General features: G+C 70.3%; 22 protein-coding genes and 1 pseudogene. 13 read left to right on the forward strand and 10 right to left on the reverse strand.

Annotated features, from left to right (window positions below):
- Nucleotides 1–158: 158 nt before the first annotated feature.
- Nucleotides 159–248, forward strand: a pseudogene (locus ACF08N_RS16855) (IS5/IS1182 family transposase); the annotation flags it as partial.
- Nucleotides 249–266: 18 nt separating this feature from the next.
- On the opposite strand, the gene ACF08N_RS16860 reads toward ACF08N_RS16855, so the two are convergent.
- The 7 genes from ACF08N_RS16860 to ACF08N_RS16890 all read right to left on the reverse strand — a co-directional run bounded on the left by ACF08N_RS16860 (nucleotide 267) and on the right by ACF08N_RS16890 (nucleotide 7,759).
- Nucleotides 267–872, reverse strand: coding sequence for an IS5 family transposase (locus ACF08N_RS16860; protein ID WP_392325363.1), 606 nt, complete (start codon nucleotides 870–872; stop codon nucleotides 267–269).
- Nucleotides 869–1,075 carry a transposase gene (locus ACF08N_RS16865; protein WP_392325364.1) on the reverse strand — a complete coding sequence of 69 codons (207 nt, stop codon included), beginning with the start codon at nucleotides 1,073–1,075 and terminating at the stop codon, nucleotides 869–871. Before ACF08N_RS16865 ends, ACF08N_RS16860 begins: the two co-directional genes overlap by 4 nt.
- A 360-nt stretch (nucleotides 1,076–1,435) precedes the next feature.
- Nucleotides 1,436–2,047 (reverse strand): protein-L-isoaspartate(D-aspartate) O-methyltransferase, encoded by a 612-nt coding sequence (locus ACF08N_RS16870; RefSeq protein ID WP_392325365.1) that lies wholly within the window; start codon nucleotides 2,045–2,047, stop codon nucleotides 1,436–1,438.
- A gap of 23 nt (nucleotides 2,048–2,070) precedes the next feature.
- Nucleotides 2,071–3,180 (reverse strand): hypothetical protein, encoded by a 1,110-nt coding sequence (locus tag ACF08N_RS16875; protein ID WP_392325366.1) that lies wholly within the window; start codon nucleotides 3,178–3,180, stop codon nucleotides 2,071–2,073.
- A 273-nt stretch (nucleotides 3,181–3,453) separates the two neighbouring features.
- Complete coding sequence (locus tag ACF08N_RS16880) at nucleotides 3,454–4,599, reverse strand: ABC transporter substrate-binding protein (RefSeq protein WP_392325367.1); 1,146 nt, start codon at nucleotides 4,597–4,599, stop codon at nucleotides 3,454–3,456.
- Nucleotides 4,600–4,719: 120 nt separating this feature from the next.
- Entirely contained in the window at nucleotides 4,720–7,386 is a 2,667-nt protein-coding gene (locus ACF08N_RS16885) for a SpoIIE family protein phosphatase (protein ID WP_392325368.1), read from the reverse strand.
- Nucleotides 7,387–7,555: 169 nt separating this feature from the next.
- On the reverse strand, nucleotides 7,556–7,759 hold the full coding sequence (locus ACF08N_RS16890; protein WP_392325369.1) for a hypothetical protein: 204 nt from the start codon (nucleotides 7,757–7,759) through the stop codon (nucleotides 7,556–7,558).
- Nucleotides 7,760–8,203: 444 nt separating this feature from the next.
- On the opposite strand from ACF08N_RS16890, the gene ACF08N_RS16895 reads away from it, so the two are divergent.
- From ACF08N_RS16895 to ACF08N_RS16950, 12 genes are all read left to right on the forward strand, one after another.
- Nucleotides 8,204–8,638 (forward strand): DUF427 domain-containing protein, encoded by a 435-nt coding sequence (locus tag ACF08N_RS16895; RefSeq protein WP_392325370.1) that lies wholly within the window; start codon nucleotides 8,204–8,206, stop codon nucleotides 8,636–8,638.
- Nucleotides 8,639–8,852: 214 nt separating this feature from the next.
- A complete protein-coding gene (locus ACF08N_RS16900) occupies nucleotides 8,853–9,308 on the forward strand; it encodes a MauE/DoxX family redox-associated membrane protein (protein ID WP_392325371.1) in 456 nt (151 codons plus the stop codon).
- Nucleotides 9,292–9,609 (forward strand): hypothetical protein, encoded by a 318-nt coding sequence (locus tag ACF08N_RS16905; RefSeq protein WP_392325372.1) that lies wholly within the window; start codon nucleotides 9,292–9,294, stop codon nucleotides 9,607–9,609. The genes ACF08N_RS16900 and ACF08N_RS16905 overlap by 17 nt, the downstream gene beginning before the upstream one ends.
- 32 nt (nucleotides 9,610–9,641) lie before the next feature.
- The gene (locus ACF08N_RS16910; RefSeq protein WP_392325373.1) at nucleotides 9,642–11,195 is read left to right on the forward strand and encodes a radical SAM protein; all 1,554 of its coding nucleotides are present in this window, start codon (nucleotides 9,642–9,644) and stop codon (nucleotides 11,193–11,195) included.
- An 11-nt stretch (nucleotides 11,196–11,206) separates the two neighbouring features.
- Complete coding sequence (locus ACF08N_RS16915; RefSeq protein WP_392325374.1) at nucleotides 11,207–12,025, forward strand: class I SAM-dependent methyltransferase; 819 nt, start codon at nucleotides 11,207–11,209, stop codon at nucleotides 12,023–12,025.
- Nucleotides 12,026–12,109: 84 nt separating this feature from the next.
- Nucleotides 12,110–12,592, forward strand: a complete 483-nt coding sequence (locus ACF08N_RS16920; protein ID WP_392325375.1) for a hypothetical protein — start codon at nucleotides 12,110–12,112, stop codon at nucleotides 12,590–12,592.
- A gap of 207 nt (nucleotides 12,593–12,799) precedes the next feature.
- Nucleotides 12,800–12,958, forward strand: a complete 159-nt coding sequence (locus ACF08N_RS16925; RefSeq protein ID WP_392325401.1) for a helix-turn-helix domain-containing protein — start codon at nucleotides 12,800–12,802, stop codon at nucleotides 12,956–12,958.
- 87 nt (nucleotides 12,959–13,045) lie between these two features.
- The gene (locus ACF08N_RS16930; protein WP_392325376.1) at nucleotides 13,046–13,627 is read left to right on the forward strand and encodes a redoxin family protein; all 582 of its coding nucleotides are present in this window, start codon (nucleotides 13,046–13,048) and stop codon (nucleotides 13,625–13,627) included.
- Between the two features lie 7 nt (nucleotides 13,628–13,634).
- Nucleotides 13,635–14,678 (forward strand): cytochrome c biogenesis CcdA family protein, encoded by a 1,044-nt coding sequence (locus ACF08N_RS16935; protein ID WP_392325377.1) that lies wholly within the window; start codon nucleotides 13,635–13,637, stop codon nucleotides 14,676–14,678.
- Nucleotides 14,679–14,809: 131 nt separating this feature from the next.
- A complete protein-coding gene (locus tag ACF08N_RS16940) occupies nucleotides 14,810–15,184 on the forward strand; it encodes a winged helix-turn-helix domain-containing protein (protein ID WP_392325378.1) in 375 nt (124 codons plus the stop codon).
- On the forward strand, nucleotides 15,181–15,465 hold the full coding sequence (locus ACF08N_RS16945) for a transposase (RefSeq protein WP_392325379.1): 285 nt from the start codon (nucleotides 15,181–15,183) through the stop codon (nucleotides 15,463–15,465). Before ACF08N_RS16940 ends, ACF08N_RS16945 begins: the two co-directional genes overlap by 4 nt.
- A 32-nt stretch (nucleotides 15,466–15,497) precedes the next feature.
- Nucleotides 15,498–15,863 carry a transposase gene (locus ACF08N_RS16950; protein WP_392325380.1) on the forward strand — a complete coding sequence of 122 codons (366 nt, stop codon included), beginning with the start codon at nucleotides 15,498–15,500 and terminating at the stop codon, nucleotides 15,861–15,863.
- On the opposite strand, the gene ACF08N_RS16955 is transcribed toward ACF08N_RS16950, so the two are convergent.
- From ACF08N_RS16955 to ACF08N_RS16965, 3 genes are read right to left on the reverse strand one after another with little or no spacing between them, the layout of a single operon-like run.
- Nucleotides 15,796–16,020, reverse strand: coding sequence for a transposase (locus tag ACF08N_RS16955; protein ID WP_392325402.1), 225 nt, complete (start codon nucleotides 16,018–16,020; stop codon nucleotides 15,796–15,798). The genes ACF08N_RS16950 and ACF08N_RS16955 overlap by 68 nt on opposite strands.
- On the reverse strand, nucleotides 15,942–16,244 hold the full coding sequence (locus ACF08N_RS16960) for a hypothetical protein (RefSeq protein ID WP_392325381.1): 303 nt from the start codon (nucleotides 16,242–16,244) through the stop codon (nucleotides 15,942–15,944). The genes ACF08N_RS16955 and ACF08N_RS16960 overlap by 79 nt, the downstream gene beginning before the upstream one ends.
- The gene (locus tag ACF08N_RS16965; protein ID WP_392325403.1) at nucleotides 16,126–17,403 is read right to left on the reverse strand and encodes a transposase; all 1,278 of its coding nucleotides are present in this window, start codon (nucleotides 17,401–17,403) and stop codon (nucleotides 16,126–16,128) included. Before ACF08N_RS16965 ends, ACF08N_RS16960 begins: the two co-directional genes overlap by 119 nt.
- Between the last annotated feature and the right edge of the window lie 94 nt (nucleotides 17,404–17,497).

Here is a 17,497-nt window from a genome sequence, read left to right on the forward strand (position 1 = left end):
GATCCCGACCCTGGGGGCAGGAGTTCGTCGTACGAGGCTCATTGCGGGCTCCGTCGCCGGCGGCCGAGGTGTTGCAGGCCGGTGATGGCTACGGCTCCAGGCGCTCGGCGCCCGTCAGGCCTGCCGGGCACGCCGACCACCAGGGTTGAGGCAGCGACGAACGACATCCCCGTAACTACCTGGCGTTTCTCGGCCTCGCCGCCGCCGCCGTCTGCTGCTACAAGCGACTCGTCCGCCTCACCACATAGGACACGGTCTAACAGGTCCTAACACAGGCGTTGGACGTGCCGGTGGGTGATGAGGCAGGTGGCGAGGCCGAAGGAGGCTTCGTGTATGTCGTCTCGTTGTTCCCAGCGGATGCGTAGTCGGCGGAAGCCGTGGAGCCAGGCGATGGTCCGCTCGACGACCCACCGGTGGACGCCGAGCCCGGACCCGTGCGGGGCACCACGACGGGCGATCACCGGCTTGATGCCTTGTGCCCAGACGAGTCGGCGGTACTTGTCGTGGCCGTACCCACGGTCGGCGAGAAGAGTGCCGGGCCGCCGTCGCGGTCGGCCGACCAGCCCTGGAACGGACGGGATCTTCGCGAGGAGCGGTATCAGTTGCGTGACGTCGTTGCGGTTGCCTCCGGTCGGTGACCGCGAGCGGGATCCCTTGCCCGTCGACGAGGACGTGGTGCTTGCTGCCCGGACGCGCGCGGTCGACCGGGCTCGGTCCGCTTTTGGGCCTCGAGCGGCCCGCACGTGGCTGGCGATCACCGCCCGGGACCAGTCGAGCTGCTTGGCCGCCCGCAGCTTCGTCAGCAGGACACCGTGGAGCTGGTCCCACGCGCCGGCCTCGTTCCACGCCGCCAGGCGCCGCCAGCAGGTCATCCCCGAGCCGAAGCCCAGCTCCTGGGGCAGGCACTCCCATGGATCCCGGTGTGCAGCACAAAAAGGATCCCGCAGAGTGCCTGACGGTCAGGCACCCGCGGCCGCCCCGCGACCAACTTCGGCCCCGGCTGCGGGAGCAACGGCTCAATCAGAAACCACAGTTCATCCGACACGATCCACGGTCGCGTCTCCCTCTTCCCCACGGACAGACCAACGAGCAGCCAACCCGACAGTCACACATCACCGGCTTCTGTTAGGACCTCTAAGCGGTGCGCCGAGCTCTGCGCGCAGTACAACGCGCCAGGCCCGGTCCCGCCCGAGCGCCGCGACGCCTCTTGCTCGTACGGCTCGCCGGCGGCGACGTCGACACGGCGGCCGCTGCGATCCGGGAGTCACTTGCCCGGCCACTGTCGGTGCCGTTGGAGGAGCTGCCCGCGCCGCCGAGCCGCGGCGGGTTCCGCTGCAGGACGTGCCGGTCAGAATCGCCATTGCCCGTGGCGACCTGGAGAGGCGCGGGCCGCGGCCCGCGAGCTACAGGACGTCGGCACTCTGATCGGCACGTATCAGTGCTGATCGTAGCCATGGGCGCCGTACAGCCGGACGAAGTAGGCCGACGTGACCGTCGCGCGGTGCACGAGGCCGTGGGCCCGCCGCTGGTACAGCTCGACCCGTTCATGTCCGCCCGGGCCGATGGGCTGGACGAGCCGGCCACCGCTCCGCAGCTGTGCGACCAGCGGTTCCGGGACCTCAGGGAAGGCCGCGCAGACGATGACGGCGTCGTACGGAGCACGGGCCGGCAGACCGAGGGTTCCGTCGCCGAGGACGATCGCGGTGTTGTCGTGGCCCTGCCCGGCGAGCCGGCGGCGGGCCTCCTCGACCAGTTCCGGCCAGCGCTCGACGCTGACCACGTACGCGGCGAGATGGGCCAACAGCGCGGTCTGCCAGCCGTAGCCGGTGCCGACTTCGAGGACGCGTTCGCCTCCGGTGAGGCCGAGCGCGGAGACCATCATGGCGACCAGCGAGGGCTGGGTGGTCACCTGGCCGTGGGGGAGCGGTACTGGCGTGTCCCGGTACGCGGACGCCATGTGCTCGGCGGGGACGAACTCTGCCCGCGGGGTGACCCGAACGGCCTCCAGCAGCCGCTCGTCCGTCACCCCCACGGCCCGGCGCCGCACGGACCAGATCCTCGGCGGACGGCTCAAACCCCATGGGTCATCGGTGTCCCAAGGTCGGTGTACCGCAGCAGGTCGCCCATGCCCTCGTACAGCCCCAGCTCGCTCTCCGGTACGAGGACCAGTTCGGCACCCGTGCCCACCAGGATCCGCACCAGCGCCTCGTCGGCGCGCTCCTCGCGCGGGGCCCGCACGCCGAAGGCGACCAGCTCCGCCTCGGTCAGGGCCACCTGGGTGGACTGCGGGCCCACCCAGAGCCGCAGGGAGGGCGCGGGCGGGTGGTTGAGCAGCAGTGCCGAGACCTGGCCGCGCTGGAGAGCGGCCACGGTGGGGGACAGTCCCTCGGTAACGGCCCCCTTCAGGGCCCGCCGGCCGATGAAGACGTTCACGAGCTCTCGGTCGTGCGCGGACATGCGGCCGCGGAAAACGCTGTTCAGCTGTGGCTCCAGGAGGGCTCGCCCGGTATCCGTCGCCGTGGCGCCCCCGACACGTACGACCCTCGCCTGTAGGCCATGCGGCAGGCGGCGCACCAGTACGTTGCACGCCCAGTCGTCCCCGCCCACGACGACGGCGTCGGCGTGGGCGGACCGGGCCCATTCGTCCAGCCGGTGACCCAGCCGGACGGCCGTGTGGTGCCAGGTCGCCACCGCGACCCTGAGGTGCAGCCGCTCACCCGGGCTGGCATTGGACGTCGGCCAGGCCCCGCTCTCCGCGTCGAGCGTCACCCAGCCGTGGGTCTCGGCGGTCGGCAGCCCGCTGTAGTGCACGGTCACGGCCAGGTAGGGGATCTCCGGGACGTGCTGGGTGACCAGGGGCATCGCGTCCGGCAGGGTGCTGTAGCGAGCCGAGTCGCGCGCGGGTGGCGTGGGCAGCTCCTGGTCCATGACGAGAGCTCCGTGCGCTGCGAAGACGGCCTGCCCGTGGGTCCCCGGCACGTCCGCGTCGGCACCGACCACCTCTTCCATCACGTCCAGAAGCGCCCGGTCCGCGCCCTGGCGGGTCAGATTGTTGCGCAGCCGCTGCCAGCGCAGCGCGATCGCCCTCCCGGGATGCTCGACGTCACGGGAGGTGTCCAGGTACACGGAGGCGAACGGGCCCGGCTCCGCGTAAAGGGTCTCCAGGAACGACAGCCTCATCGCCACTCCTCCCCAGTGGTCTCCCTACCATCGATGATGCGCGCCTGAACACGAGAGATTTGATCGCAGCCATGCACCGTTGATCCGGCTCGCCAGAGGTCGTCCGGCGCCCGGCCGATCCCCCCGAATGAGCGGATGCGCCGTGACCGCCAGGCGGATCCGATGGCGTCGCTCCGGGCATGGGTCACCAGGCGGCGGTGATGGCGGAGCAGCCCAAACACCCCCGGCCGCGGCGCCGCCGTGGGTTGAACCACCACCCACTGCCCCCGGCCCTCAGCCCGAGACGGCCTTTGCCCAGCCGCGGTTGACGGTCCCTCTCGCCTTCTCCGTCTGTGCCTCCGTCGGAAACGTCGGCGTGCCCTCGACCGTCGGCAGTTTCTCCGCGGCGGCCTCATCGAGGGTGCCGTCCTTCTCCATGGCGTCCATGAGGACGGGGCGTGCATAGGCGCCGAGCCGGATGTTCTGGCCTTCCGGGCTGAAGACGTACTCCTGCCACAGACGTGCCGCCGCGGGGTGCGGGGCGTCTTTGTTCACCCCGTTCGCGTAGTACTGGGCGAAGCTGCCGTCGAAGGGGATGGCGGTCCGCCAGTCGACGTCCGTGTCCTTCTTGCGGAATTCGTCGGCGTATCCGAGGTTGAGGAAGTCCCAGTCGATGCTGATCGGCGTCCGGCCCTCGGCGATCGTGGCCGGGGTGGATTCGACCGGGTTGAAGTTGCCGTTCCTGCTGAGCTCGGCGAAGAAGTCGATGCCGGGCTGGATGTCGTCGAAGGAACCCCCGTTCGCCAGGGCCGCCGCGTACACCCCGGCGAAGGCGGAGCCGGACCTGGTGGGGTTGCCGTTGAGCGCGACCTTGCCCTTGTACTCGGGCTTGCGCAGATCAGCGAAGGTCGCGGGGCAGATCTTGACGCGGTTGGCGTCACAGCCGATCGAGATGTAGCCGCCGTAGTTGTTGTACCAGCGGGCCCGCGGGTCCTTCTGTTCCTTGGGGATCTTGTCGTACGCGGCGACCTCGTACCGAGCGAGCAGGCCCTGCTGGGCCGCGGACTGTGCGAACGAGCCCCCCATGTCGACCACGTCGGGGGCGCGGCCGTTGGCCCTGTGCTCCTTCAGGGCGTTGATCTCGTCCTGGCTGGTGCCCTCCGGGTTCTCCACCGTGACCTTGATCCCGTACTTCCTCTCGAAGCCGTCGATCAGTGCGCCGTAGTTGGCCCAGTCGCTCGGGAGCGCGATCGCGTTGAGTGCGCCCTCCTTCTTCGCCGCTGCGGTCAGTGCCGCCATGCCGCCGGCGTCCGCGGCGGAGGTGGCCACCGAGGGTGTTCTGGGTGCGGGGGTGGGCTTGTCTCCGCAGGCGCCGAGGGGCGCCGCCACAAGGGCCAGGCAGACGGCGACGGAGGCCTTCTGGAGGCGGGTTGCGCACACAAAGGCTCCATAACGGGCGGTCGCGTACTGATCGAGGCCAGCCTACGTTCGGCGGCCTCGGCAACGCAGTCCCAGCCGGTGGTGCCGCTCTCTTCCTTGGCTGCCGCGCCGGCGCCGCTCTCAGAACGCCTCGTCGTCCCACGCGGCCAGGAGCGCTTCCCCCGAATCCGTCCCGGGCGGGGCGGCACCGTCGTGGAGAACCTGCTCGCTCCAGATGATCTTGCCGCGAGCGGTGTAGCGGGTGCCCCAGCGCTCGGCGAACTGCGCGACGAGGAACAGGCCGCGGCCGCCCTCGTCGGTGGCCTCGGCCCGGCGCAGGTGCGGGGAGGTGCTGGACCCGTCGGAGACCTCGCAGGTCAGGCTGCGGTCGTACAGCAGCCTCACCCGGATGGGCTCGGTGCCGTAGCGGATGGCGTTGGTCATCAGTTCGCTGAGGATGAGTTCCGTGGTGAAGGCGATCTCCTCCAGGCCCCAGTCCGCCAGTCGGCGGGTGCAGGCTTTGCGCACTGGGGACACCGCCGCAGGGTCGGAGGGCACATCCCACTCGGCGATGCGCGTGGGGTCCAGTCGGCGGGTGCGGGCCACCAGCAGCGCGACGTCGTCGCTGGGCCTGGTGGGCAGCATCGCGTCGATCACCGCGGTGCAGGTTTCCTCCGGGGTGCGGAGGGGCCCGGCCAGGGCGGCGCGCAGCGCTGCCAGGCCCGCGTCCGGGTCGCGGTCGCGGCTCTCGATCAGCCCGTCGGTGAAGAGCGCCAGCCGGGAGCCCTCGGGCAGGGTCAGCTCCGCAGTCTCCATGGGCAGACCCGCGCCCAGGCCCAGCGGCGGGGAGACCGGCACCTCGGGGAAGGACACGGTGCCGTCAGGGTGAACCAGAGCGGGGCCCGGATGACCGGCGGTGGCGGCCGTCACCTGCCCCGAGACGGGATCGTAGATGGCGCACAGGCAGGTGGCTCCGGTGATCCCCTGCCACTCCTGCTCGTCGGCGTCGATGTGGGCGACCAGCTCGTCCAGGTGGCTCAGGAGCTCGTCCGGGGGCAGGTCGAGGGTGGAGAAGTTGTGGACGGCGGTGCGCAGGCGGCCCATGGTGGCGGCCGCGTGCAGGCCGTGGCCGACGACGTCGCCGACCACCAGGGCGACCCGGGTGCCGGGCAGCGGGATGACATCGAACCAGTCACCGCCCACCCCGGCCTGGGCGGGCAGATAGCGGTGCGCGACCTCGACGGCGGACTGCTCCGGTACGCCCCGGGGCAGCAGGCTGCGCTGCAGGGTGACGGCCATGGTGTGCTCGCGGGTGTAGCGGCGGGCATTGTCGACGGACAGTGCCGCCCGGGCGGTCAGCTCCTCGGCGACGGACACGTCCTCCTCGTCGAACGGCGGGGAGTCCTGCCCCCGCCAGTAGCCGGCCATCCCCAGCACCACCCCCCGGGCCCGCAGGGGCACGGCGATCAGGGAGTGGATGCCGCGGTCCAGGATCAGCCGGGCGTTGGCCGGGTCCTGGGTCCGCCAGCCGTGGGTGGCGCGCAGGTCCCCCTCCAGGACCGCATGGCCGCCGGCCAGCCCGGCGGCCATGGGACTGGCGGGACCGAACCGGATCAGCTCGCCGACGGGGCAGAGCGGGTGGTCGCCCTGAGGCCCGACGGCGGCGGTGCGGCGCATCTCGGTGCTCGCTTCGGGCGGCTCCTCGCCGCGCAGCACCGGGTCCAGCAGGTCGACCGTGACTACGTCGGCGAACCGTGGGGCCGCCACCTCCGCCAGTTCCTCTGCGGTGCGCTCCACGTTCAGCGTCGTTCCGACCTGCACCCCCGCGTCGTAGAGCAACTTCAGCCGCTCGCGGGCCACCTCGGCCCTGCCGGAGAGTGCCCGCAGCTCGGTGGTGTCCCGCAGCGTGACGACGGTTCCGGCCTTCCCGTAGGGGGCGGTGGGCCGGATGTTCACCGCCAGCAGCCGATCGGCTGCCATGTGCAGCTCGTCGGTCGCGGAACGGCCCGATGCGATCGGATCGGCGATCCCCTTCTCCAGACCCAGGTCCGTGACGGGGAGTCCTTCCGCGTCCGCCGGCAGATCCAGCAGCCGCCGCGCCTCGTCATTGGCGAGCAGCAGCCGTCCGCCGCCGCCGACGATCAGCACGCCCTCTCGCACCGCGTGCAGCACCGCGTCGTGGTGCTCGTACATCCTCGTCATCTCGGCCGGTCCCAGGCCATGGGTCCGGCGCAGCAGCCGGCCGCTCACCAGAGCGGTTCCGCCCGCGGACAGGGCGAGCACCAAGGCTGCGCTGCCGAGGACGACCGGCAGCTGCCGGTTCACCATGCTCTGGACGTTCTGGACCGTGACCGGGGTGGAGACGATGGCGACAACGCGGCCTGCGGGGTCCTTGACGGGGACCACCGAGACCACGGACCGCCCCAAGGACCCTTCGAACGTCTCGGTGAAGGACTTGCCGGCCGCCGCATCGGCGAAGGGGCCGACGACGTGCTTCCCGATCTGCTTCGGGTCGCTGTGGGTGAGGGTGACCCCGTCGAGTGTGTACACGTTGATGCCGTCGACCCCGGCGATCTTCCGGGCCGCCTCCGCGCGCGGCTGCAGCACCGCGCTCGGATGGGGGTTGCGCAGGGCCGCGACGATTCCCGGAGATTCCGCGAACGTGCCGGCGGCAGCGAACGTACGGTGCCGGGCCTCCAGCATGGCGGCGCTCCGGGCCTGCACCACGAGCGCCACCACCGCGGCGGCGACGAGAAGCACCACGACGGCCAGCTGTAGGAGGAATACCTCGCCCGCCACGCTGCGCACACTCAGAAGGGAGGACAGACGCCGCGCCCTTCCCTCGGGCGGCAGGGCTTGCTCCTGATGTTCCTGGTGGTGTCCTGAGCGGGGACGCCGAGGGGGAGAGGAGGAACTCGTGGTCGAGCCGAGCAACCGACGCCGAAAATGTTCCACGAAGTCGCGCATAGTCCATTTTCTAACCTCGATGGGCCGTCGGCAGCGGGGAGCGGCGGTCTTGCCGCTGGTCCGCGTACCCGTCGGCGGCGGCCTTCAGTACCTTCAGGGCGTCCGCGCGCTGGATGCCCTCCCAGGTGGCAGCCGTGCGGGCCGCGGTACGCAGATGCTGGTAGGCGGCCAGTGAGAGGCGGGTCCGCAGCAGGTTCCGGCGGACCGCGACCACATCGGCCGGGCGGCCGGCCCGCGCGTGGCGTTCGCAGACGAAGGTGACCAGCTCGTCGTCCGGGCCCCGGTCGTGAAGGATTCACCGGTCGCCAGTTCCTCGACAAGGTACTCGGCGGCAAGGCGGGTAAGTCCTCACACGTCGGCCGGTTCGGCCCGCGGTGCGTCGAGCGCCGGCACCGTCCCGAAGTCACGGCCCTGATCGACCGGCACCTGGCCGACATCGACCGGCACCTGACCGAGTTGTGCGCCACCCAGCAGGTACTGCGCGGCCTGGCGCAGCGGGCCGCGGGCACGGACCTGGCCGAGTGCGCCGACACCGACATCTGCCGCATCCTCACCTGGGGTGAACCGTGAGCGCCGTCAACGGAACCGCCGCACCGGCCGCGCGTAGCGTCAGCCCCACCTGGGAAGGCCGTCTCCGCGCACGTGGAGGAGCACGATCATGTTGCGGGCCGGATGGAACGGCACGGTGATCGCGGAGGCCCCGCGCACCGTGGTCATGGAGAGCAATCACTACTTCCCGCCCGAGGCGCTGCACCGCGAGTACTTCGGCGAGAGCCGGTCCAGGTCGCTGTGCTTCTGGAAGGGGCTCGCCACGCGGGCGATGCGGGAGAAGGTGAACGTACTGGAGCGGGGCAGTGAGATGGTGCTCGCCGCCCACTACACGGCGCTGGGCGGCCGGTGGAAGGCCGTGACGGTGGAGACGGTGCGGCTCACCCGACCCGAGCGCGTCGACTTCCGCCTGGTGCGCGGCGCCGTGCCGTACGTGGTCGAGTCCTTCACCCTCACCGAGCAAGAGGCAGGCATCCGGCTGCTGTACGAGGGGGAGCTGGGCACCGACCTGTGGCGCACCGGCCAGTGGTGGGGCAGAAGGTAGCCGCGCGGTGGGAGTCGACGGTCTCGGCCTCGCTCGCCTCGGTGCAGCAGGAAGCCGAACGGCGCACCGCTCGCCGCTGGCCCCGTCCCGACGGGGATGTCAGCGGCGGACAGCCGGGCCGAGCACGGTTCGTTCCGGTGCTCGCGCCGGTCAGGTGGCGGCTCGGTGAGCGCGCTTACAGTTCCCGCCCCGTGCCGCGGCCTACGGTCTGATCATGGTGCTCAGGATCGTGCTCGGGATGGTGTACACGGCGATGGCCGTCGGCCAGCTGGCCTCCTTCGGGCACATGCCGCGGATCCTGTCCGCGTACGGGCTGGTGACCGGCCCCGCGGCGAACGTGCCGGCCGTGGCGCTGATCGCGGGCGAGTTGGTGTGCGGGATCTGGTTCCTGGCCCGCCCGCGGTCGAAGGCCCTGGCCCCGGTGTGGGCGTACACGGGCGTGTCTGTGGTGTGGACGGTGCTGGCCGTGCAGGCGTACGCACGGGGCTTGGATGTGGACAACTGCGGCTGCTTCGGCATTCACCTCACGCAGCGGCTGAGCTGGTTCGTGCTGTTCCAGGACGGTCTGACGCTGCTGTACGCCGCCGTGCTGATCCGCGCCGCCCGCCGGGTGCCCGCCCCTTCGCGCACCGGCCAGGAGGAGGTGAGCCGCGGTGTCCGCGTCCCGTGAACGTTCCAGTCTCGGCGGCATGGCGGCGTTCGTGGGTGCCGGGCTGGTGATGGTGGTGTGCTGTGCGGGCCCGCTGCTCGTGGCCGGCGGGGCGCTCGGCGCCGTCGGCGGGGTCCTGGCCGACGCGTGGCTGATCACCGTCGGCGTGGTGGTGCTTGTCGCCGGCACCGGCTACGCCCTGCGATGCCGGGCCCGCCGCAGGCGCGGCGCAACGCCGGACGACTGCTGCCCGAACGTCCCGGCTCCGCCCACGCCACGCATGCCACATACCTCGGATGCCGCAGACCGCGACGCCCAGTGAATGCTCGAAGCCCCATGGAAACGGAGTCCGTCATGGCCCAGGCGCCAGCGCCCCGCCGCAAGCAGGATCGGGACGAGGTGTTCGTGGAGTTCACCAAGTCCATCTGCCCTCTGTGCAAGACGCCCGTCGACGCGCAGGTCAACATCCGCGCGGACAAGGTGTATCTGCGCAAACGTTGCCGCGAGCACGGCGAATTCGAGGCGCTGGTGTACGGGGATGCCGAGGAGTACCTGTCCTCGGCCCGTTTCAACAAGCCCGGCACGATCCCTCTCACCTTCCAGACCGAGGTCAAGGACGGCTGCCCGTCGGACTGCGGTCTGTGCCCGGAGCACAAACAGCACGCCTGCCTGGGCATCATCGAGGTCAACACCGGCTGCAACCTGGACTGCCCGATCTGCTTCGCCGACTCCGGCCACCAACTCGACGGCTACTCCATCACCCACGAGCAGTGCGCGACCATGCTCGACGCGTTCGTGGAGTCCGAGGGCGAGGCGGAGGTCGTGATGTTCTCCGGCGGTGAGCCCACCATCCACAAGCACATCCTCGACTTCATCGACCTCGCCCAGGACCGCCCGATCAAGAACGTCAACCTCAACACCAACGGCATCCGGCTGGCCACCGACAGGAACTTCGTCGCCGAGCTCGGCAAACGCAACCAGGTGCCGGGGAGGTCGGTGAACGTCTATCTCCAGTTCGACGGTTTCGACGAGCGCACCCACCTGGAGATCCGCGGCCGGGACCTGCGCACGTTCAAACAGCGGGCGCTGGACAACTGCGCCGAGGCCGGGCTGACCGTCACCCTCGTCGCGGCCGTCGAGCGTGGCCTGAACGAGCACGAGCTCGGCGCGATCATCGAGTACGGCATCGACCATCCCGCGGTCCGCTCGGTGGCGTTCCAGCCGGTCACCCACTCGGGCCGGCACGTGGAGTTCGACCCGCTGAACCGGCTCACCAACCCCGATGTCATCCGGCTGATCAACGAGCAGCGCCCGCAGTGGTTCCAGAAAGGCGACTTCTTCCCTGTACCGTGCTGCTTCCCGACCTGCCGCTCCATCACCTACCTGCTGGTGGACGGGGAGCCGGGAAACCGCACCGTCGTGCCGATCCCGCGGCTACTGAACGTGGAGGACTACCTCGACTACGTCACCAACCGCGTGATGCCGGATGCCGGGATCCGCGAGGCCCTGGAGAAGCTGTGGTCCGCCTCGGCGTTCATGGGCACCACCACGACCGAGGGAAACCTCTGGGCCACCGCCGAAACCCTGAACTGCACCGACAGCTGCGGCATCGAACTGCCCGAGGCCGTGAAGGAGTTGAACGACAGGGCGTTCATGATCGTGGTACAGGACTTCCAGGACCCCTACACCCTCAACGTCAAGCAGCTGATGAAGTGCTGCGTCGAGGAGATCACTCCCGACGGGCGGCTCATCCCGTTCTGCGCGTACAACTCCGTCGGCTACCGCGAACAGGTCCGCGCCGAGATGTCCGGCGTCCCCGTCGCCCCGGTCGCACCGAACGCGCTGCCCCTCGCAGGCCGGCTGACGACCACGCCCTACGGCTCGAAGACCACCCGTACCAGCAGCTAGGAGCGTCGGCCGTGACCCACGAGGAGATCAAGTCCTGCTGCGCGGACGCGTACTCGAAGGACATCGTCGCCCTGCTGCTCGGGGACTCCTACCACCCCGGCGGCACCGCCCTGACCCGGCGCCTCGCCGACCGTCTCGCGCTTGGCCCTGGCATGCGGGTCCTGGACGTGGCATCGGGCCGCGGCACCACCGCACTCTTGCTCGCCGACGCCTACGGGGTTCGGGCGGACGGCGTCGACTACGCGCCGGCCAACACCGCCCTCGCCCGGGGAGCCGCCGAGGCCACCGGACTGGCCGACCGGGCCGTCTTCACCACCGGCGACGCCGAGCACCTGCCCTACGACGACGGGGTCTTCGACGCCGTGGTGTGCGAGTGCGCGCTGTGCACCTTCCCCAACAAGGCCCAGGCCGCAGCCGAGTTCGCCCGCGTCCTGAAACCCAGCGGACGCCTCGGCATCACCGACGTCACCGCCGACATCGACCGCCTCCCGCCCGAGCTGCGCGGGCTGACCGCCCGCATCGCCTGCATCGCCGACGCCCGGCCCCTGGAGGTATACGCCGAGATCCTGGCGGCGGCCGGGCTGCGCACCCTCATGACAGAGCGGCACGACGAGGCGATGCTCCGCATGATCGACCAGATCCAGGCCCGGCTGAGCCTGCTGCGCATCACCGCCCCGGCCCGCCTTGCCGACGCCGGCGTGGACCTGGACGCCGCCCCGGCCGTACTGGACGCGGCCCGCGCCGCTGTCGCCGACGGCGTACTCGGCTACGCCTTGCTGACCGCGGTGCAGTCACCCGGACAGTCCGGCGATCTACCGCCGGGTACGTAAGCGCCCTCACATACCTGCATGGGCCCTGCGTCCTAGCGTCAGCAACGAGAACGGAAAGTCACCGCAAGAGGGAGGACGATCACTATGGCCACCATTGTGCAGGCATCCCCGAAGACGGCCGCTGTCCCGGTGTACGCGGTGTGGGGTGCCGCGGCCGGGCTGGTCGGCGGTATCGGGATGGGAATCTGGATGTCGGTGTCCCGGCCGATGATGGACACCGCCATGATCACCATGGTCGCCGGGCTCCTCGGCTCCACCAACGCCTTCGCCGGATGGCTTATCCACCTGGCCATCGCCACCTTCGCCGGCATCATTTTCGGCGTGGTGCTGGGGCAGTTCGCCCAGCGCATCGCCCCCGCCGTCGTCCTCGGCCTCGCCTACGGCGCGGTGTGGTGGACCGTCGGCGCACTGTGGATCATGCCGGCCAACATGGGCATGCCGGTCTTCGAGTGGAACGACGTCAGCGCCTCCAGCCTCGGCGCCCACCTCGTCTTCGGGCTGCTCGCCGGAGCAGCGTTCGCGTGCATCGCCCAGGCGATGGGCAGGCGCACCGGCCCGGCCCGATGAATCGTGAGGCTCCTGCGTCAACACCCGGCCCCACTGCCCCACCACCGGGCGCGGCACGGCGCCGCATAGGCCCGGCCGATGGCGCGGTGCCCTACTGTCTGGCCAGCAGCGCCGAGGCGCTGGCCAGTCCGGCGTGGGGAACCGCACCGCCACCGTGGGCCCCGGGACGACGCGAGGAGACGGACACCATGAACCACGCCGCATCAGATCGCCCTCACCCACGAACAGCTCGCCGCCCTCGCCGGCACCTCGCGCGAGACGTGCACCAAGGTGCTGCGCGACTACGCCGACCACGGTCTGCTGCGCCTGGCCCGCGGGCGGATCACCGTTCTCGACCCCGAACGGCTCAGGGACGCCGCGGGCTGACGTCACCAAACCGTAAGGCTCCGGCCTGCCGCCCGCCCGAGCCCTCAAAACTACCTTCGTCACCAGGACCGACCCACAGGAGCCTCCTTGCGTGCCCGCACCCTTCTCCCGGCCACCCTGGCCGCTGCCCTCCTCACCGTCACCGGATGCGGCTCCGATGAAGGGGCCGCGTCCGCCGGTGACGCGGGGGCCTCACCGGCAAAGGCGTCATCCCCCGCTCAGCCCGCTGCCTCGAACGGCAGCGCGGCGGAGGGGGCGAAGGTGCCCGAGGCGCTGAACTTCACCGCGACCACGGTGGACGGCAAGCCGTTCGACGCGAAGACGCTCGCGGGCAAGCCCACCGTGCTGTGGTTCTGGGCGCCGTGGTGCCCGACGTGCAAGGGCCAGGCCGCCGAGACCGCCAAGATCGCCGCCGGCAACGCAGGCAAGGTGAACGTCGTCGGCGTCGCGGGCCTGGACAAGAACGCCGCCATGCGCGACTTCGTCTCCGACACCGGCACCGGGTCCTTCCCCCACCTGTCCGACGAAAAGGGCGAGGTGTGGAAGCGGTTCGAAGTCACCCAGCAGAGCCACTACGTGATCCTCGACAAGACCGGAGAGACCGTCTACGAGGGCGTCCTCCCAGGCGGCGACGGGCTGGCGGAGAAGGTTGCCGGACTCACCGGCTGAACCCGCCATGGCCGACCTTCCCCTCGCCCTGGCGCTCGGCGCCGGGATGCTCGCCGCCGTCAACCCCTGCGGCTTCGCCCTGCTCCCCGCCTACCTCTCCCTGCTCGTCCTCGGCGACGACACACCCAGCCGCACCGTTGCCGTCGGCCGGGCGCTTGCCGCCACCGCCGCCATGACCGCCGGATTCGCCGCCCTCTTCGGCGTCTTCGGGCTTGCCATCCAGCCCGTCGCCGGGCAGGTCCAGCAGCACCTGCCCTGGTTCACCATCGCGTTCGGGCTGATCATGGCCGCCGCCGGAACCTGGCTCCTGACGGGCCGCCAACTGCCCACCCAGGCTCCGAAACTCCGGCGCGCTCCGAAGGTGACCCGCTCCCTGCCCTCGATGGCACTGTTCGGCGCGGCGTACGCCACCGCCTCCCTGGGCTGCACCATCGCCCCGTTCCTCGCCATCGTCGTCTCCGCCTTCCACGGCAGCTCCACCGGCGAGGGCATCGCCCTGTTCGCCGCCTACGCCGCAGGGATGGGACTGGTCGTCGGCGCGGCCTCCCTGACCGTCGCCCTCACCCGCACCACCGCCGTCACCCGCCTGCGCCGCCTCGGCGCGATCGCCACGCGCCTCGGCGGCGGCCTGCTCCTCCTCGCCGGCGCGTACGTCGCCTACTACGGCTGGTACGAGATCCGCGCTCAGGACGAACCCCCCACGGCGGACCCAGTCATCGATACCGCGGGCAGCGTCCAGCGCGCCGTTGCCGACGCCCTGGGCGCTGCCGGCCCGGTCGTGATCGCCGTTGTCTTCGCGGTCCTGCTCATCGCGGCCCTGCTGATCCGCCGGCGCAGATGCACCCGCCGTAAGCCCCGCACCGGCCTCGGCTCATCGTCCGCAGCGAAACGCCGGCTTGAACCGGAGCAGGACGGGCGGGCTCGGCTGAAGCAGCTGACCACTGGGCGGGCATGGCCGACGCCTCCCCGCACCGGTCACGAGATCACGCCTGCTGGGTGGGGCGTTGCGGCAGGGAGCGCAAGAGCGCGTCGCCGGCCTGCCGCTGAATGAACGCGCCGCCGCCCAGGAGCTGCCCTGCTCCTCACCGGACCGAGTGCCCGCAGTTCTCCCACGTCGATCAGCCTCGCCACCCGCGTCGTCTTCTCCGAGAGGGCACCGTCACCCTTCGCTGCATCGTCACCATGGACCAGCCGGCCGCGCCGGCGCCGCGGGCCGCGATCGGCGCCCTGACCGAGGGGGGAGCACAGTTTCGCGCATCGGCCACCGGTCGCCCGCCCAAGCTGGATGACGCCCAGGTCGAGACGGTCCGGACCGCGTTGGAGCAAGGCGCTCAGGCCCATGGTTTCGAGGCCGACCTGTGGACCTTGGAACGGGTCGGTGTGGTGGTCGAGCGTGTGACGGGAGTGTCGTTGTCGCGGGCGTCGGTCTGGCGTCTGCTGACCGGCCGGCTGGGGTGGAGTCTGCAGCGCCCGGAACGCCGGGCGGTTGAGCGGGACGAGTCCGAGATCGCTCGATGGATCGCTCATGAGTGGCCGCGCATCAAAAGGGGGCGGTGAACACACGTGCCTGGATCGTGTTCTTCGACGAGTCAGGAGTGTCGTTACTGCCTCAGGTCCGCCGCACCTACGCGCCCCGCGGCCGCACTCCGCTCCTGCGGCATCGGCTCAACTGGAAGCGCGCCTCGATGGCCGCGGCTCTCGGCTATCACGCCACCGACCCCGGCCGCGGGCCCCGTCTGTGTTTCCACCTCAAGCCCGGCAGCTACGACACCACCGCCCTCATCGAAGTTCTGGAGCAGGTCAAGGTGTTCTACGGCGGGAGCGGGTCGTGTTGGTGAGGGACGGTCTGTCCGCCAACTGGAGCCGGGCCATGCGGGCCTGGGTCGCCGACCAGGACTGGCTCACCCTGGAGCGATTACCCGCCTACGCACCCGAGCTCAACCCGGTGGAACTGCTGTGGTCGTCGCTCAAGAAACGCGAACTCGCCAACATTGCCGGCGACCACCTCGCCGATGTCGCCGACGCCACCGAACAAGGCATCCACCGCATCAACCAGAACCAGCAGCTGCCATGGTCCTTCCTCACCCACACGGGACTCACCATCCACCCACCGAACTTACGAAAAGATCAGTGGGTTCTGGCACACATTCCGGATGCTGTTGGTGATCTTAGGCGGGCAGGCTTCGGCAGAGTTGTTGGAAACGGCTCTTGGACCGGGGTCTGCGCGGTGGTGTGATGCCCGGTGAGAGGTGTTCGCTGAGCCGGATGATGTTCGTTCCGGCTGCCGTCTGCACGTGCTGAACATGGGTTCTGGCTATGCCGCGGTAGCGGCAGTTCCGCAGGCCGTGGGCATGAACGGTTTCGGAGGCAGTGGCCTCGCAGCCAGCGCGAATGGCCTACCGTCGGCGCCACACTCGGCTGTCGTCTGCTCGGCCCTGTTCCTCGTCTGGATCTCCTGGAGAGGCTGCGGCATCAGGAAGACGTGGCGGCCCTTGCCGTCAACGTTGCCGGTGTATTTGAGCCGGTCCGCGCATTCGTGGCAGGCTTTGCGCGGGAAGAGCACGGAAAGCCGGGGGTGGCCGTCGCCAAGTGTGGGTTTCCATGGCGGACTGGTCACGCCGTTCGGGCAGGTCAGGGTGCGGGCCTAACAGTCGATGCGGAAGTCCTGTTTGGCGAAGCCGGGCCGTTTGCCCGCCTGTGGATCGTCTCGGCCCGAAGAGCGCGATGCCCCAGTGCTCGGCGGCGTGGTGGATGCTGTCCGGTGAGATGTAGCCGCTGTCGACGACGTGTTCGGCGGGCTGGAATCCCTGCCGGGTCAGTCCCTGGTGGATTCGGTCGAGGGCGTCGATGTCCTGCTCAGGCGCCGGCCGGGTGGTCACCTGGACGATCACGTTCGGATGCGTCTCATCGCCGGTCTCGGTCTGGTGGTCGCGGTAGCCGATCCAGTCCTGCTGTCCGGCGGCGGTGACCTTCTGGCTGTATCGGGCCTCGGGATCGTGCGGGGTGACGATCTCCATGCCCGACCAGGGCACTCGCGCCGAGGCGGGATCGTGCCGTCCGTCCGCTGACGCGTTTCCCGTATTGCGTCGTTCTTTCGTCCTGCGGCTTGCCCGGTCCCGACTGGATTTCGTTCCCCGCCAGCGCAGTTGGCCGTCCTCGTCGATCCAGTACTGCTGGACCCAGACCTGCCGCAGGACCTCAACTGCGGGCAGTGCCCGCAGGCCGGTCGGGGCATCGGCGTCATGGACGGCTCGCAGGATATGCATGCCCTCCGCTCCGACCCGCAGGACGTAGGCGATCAGGGCGTCACCTCCCCGCGGCAGCCGGTCATAGCGGACCGGGCGGCCGTAGCGGTCAGCCCAGTTGGCAGTGACGAGCGAGGCCAGCCAATCCTCGCCGTGCACCACGAGCTCTTCCAGGGCCACCCGCAGGGTCTCGGCGACCAGTTCAGCCCGGTTGAGCCGACGTACTGCCGCAAGCACGCGGGAGGAGTCGGTGCGGACCCGGCCGCGGCGTTTGACCAGACCCGCGGCCACCAGACGCTCCACCATCACTGCCAGCAACCGGTCTGCCCGGTCCCCCTCGGCCAGCCGGTCACGGAACTCGCTCGGCACCGAGAAGTCGAAACCCGCGTCATCCAGCTCCAGGCCCAGGCAGTACTTCCAGTCCAGGCGGCAACGGACGGCCTCTGCCGCCTGCCGATCGGTCAGATTCTCCGCGTACTGCAACACCGACACCAGCGCCAGCCGGGCTGGCGACAGACCCCGGCCCCCGATACTGAGCTTGTAGACGTGGTGTCGTCAGGCTGAGTCCGGTTTCGGCGAGGCATCCGTCGATGACACTGCTGCGGTATTGGATCTGGCGGAGGCC

The organism is Streptomyces sp. NPDC015127 (genome assembly GCF_043080095.1).
GTDB lineage: Bacteria > Actinomycetota > Actinomycetes > Streptomycetales > Streptomycetaceae > Streptomyces.

Coding starts and splice junctions, on each gene's coding strand:
- ACF08N_RS16860 (WP_392325363.1), bottom strand. CDS start 872: ATGACCTGCTGGCGGCGCCTGGCGGCGTGGAACGAGGCCGGCGCGTGG.
- ACF08N_RS16875 (WP_392325366.1), bottom strand. CDS start 3,180: ATGAGGCTGTCGTTCCTGGAGACCCTTTACGCGGAGCCGGGCCCGTTC.
- ACF08N_RS16895 (WP_392325370.1), top strand. CDS start 8,204: ATGTTGCGGGCCGGATGGAACGGCACGGTGATCGCGGAGGCCCCGCGC.
- ACF08N_RS16900 (WP_392325371.1), top strand. CDS start 8,853: ATGGTGCTCAGGATCGTGCTCGGGATGGTGTACACGGCGATGGCCGTC.
- ACF08N_RS16910 (WP_392325373.1), top strand. CDS start 9,642: ATGGCCCAGGCGCCAGCGCCCCGCCGCAAGCAGGATCGGGACGAGGTG.
- ACF08N_RS16920 (WP_392325375.1), top strand. CDS start 12,110: ATGGCCACCATTGTGCAGGCATCCCCGAAGACGGCCGCTGTCCCGGTG.
- ACF08N_RS16935 (WP_392325377.1), top strand. CDS start 13,635: ATGGCCGACCTTCCCCTCGCCCTGGCGCTCGGCGCCGGGATGCTCGCC.
- ACF08N_RS16940 (WP_392325378.1), top strand. CDS start 14,810: ATGGACCAGCCGGCCGCGCCGGCGCCGCGGGCCGCGATCGGCGCCCTG.
- ACF08N_RS16950 (WP_392325380.1), top strand. CDS start 15,498: ATGCGGGCCTGGGTCGCCGACCAGGACTGGCTCACCCTGGAGCGATTA.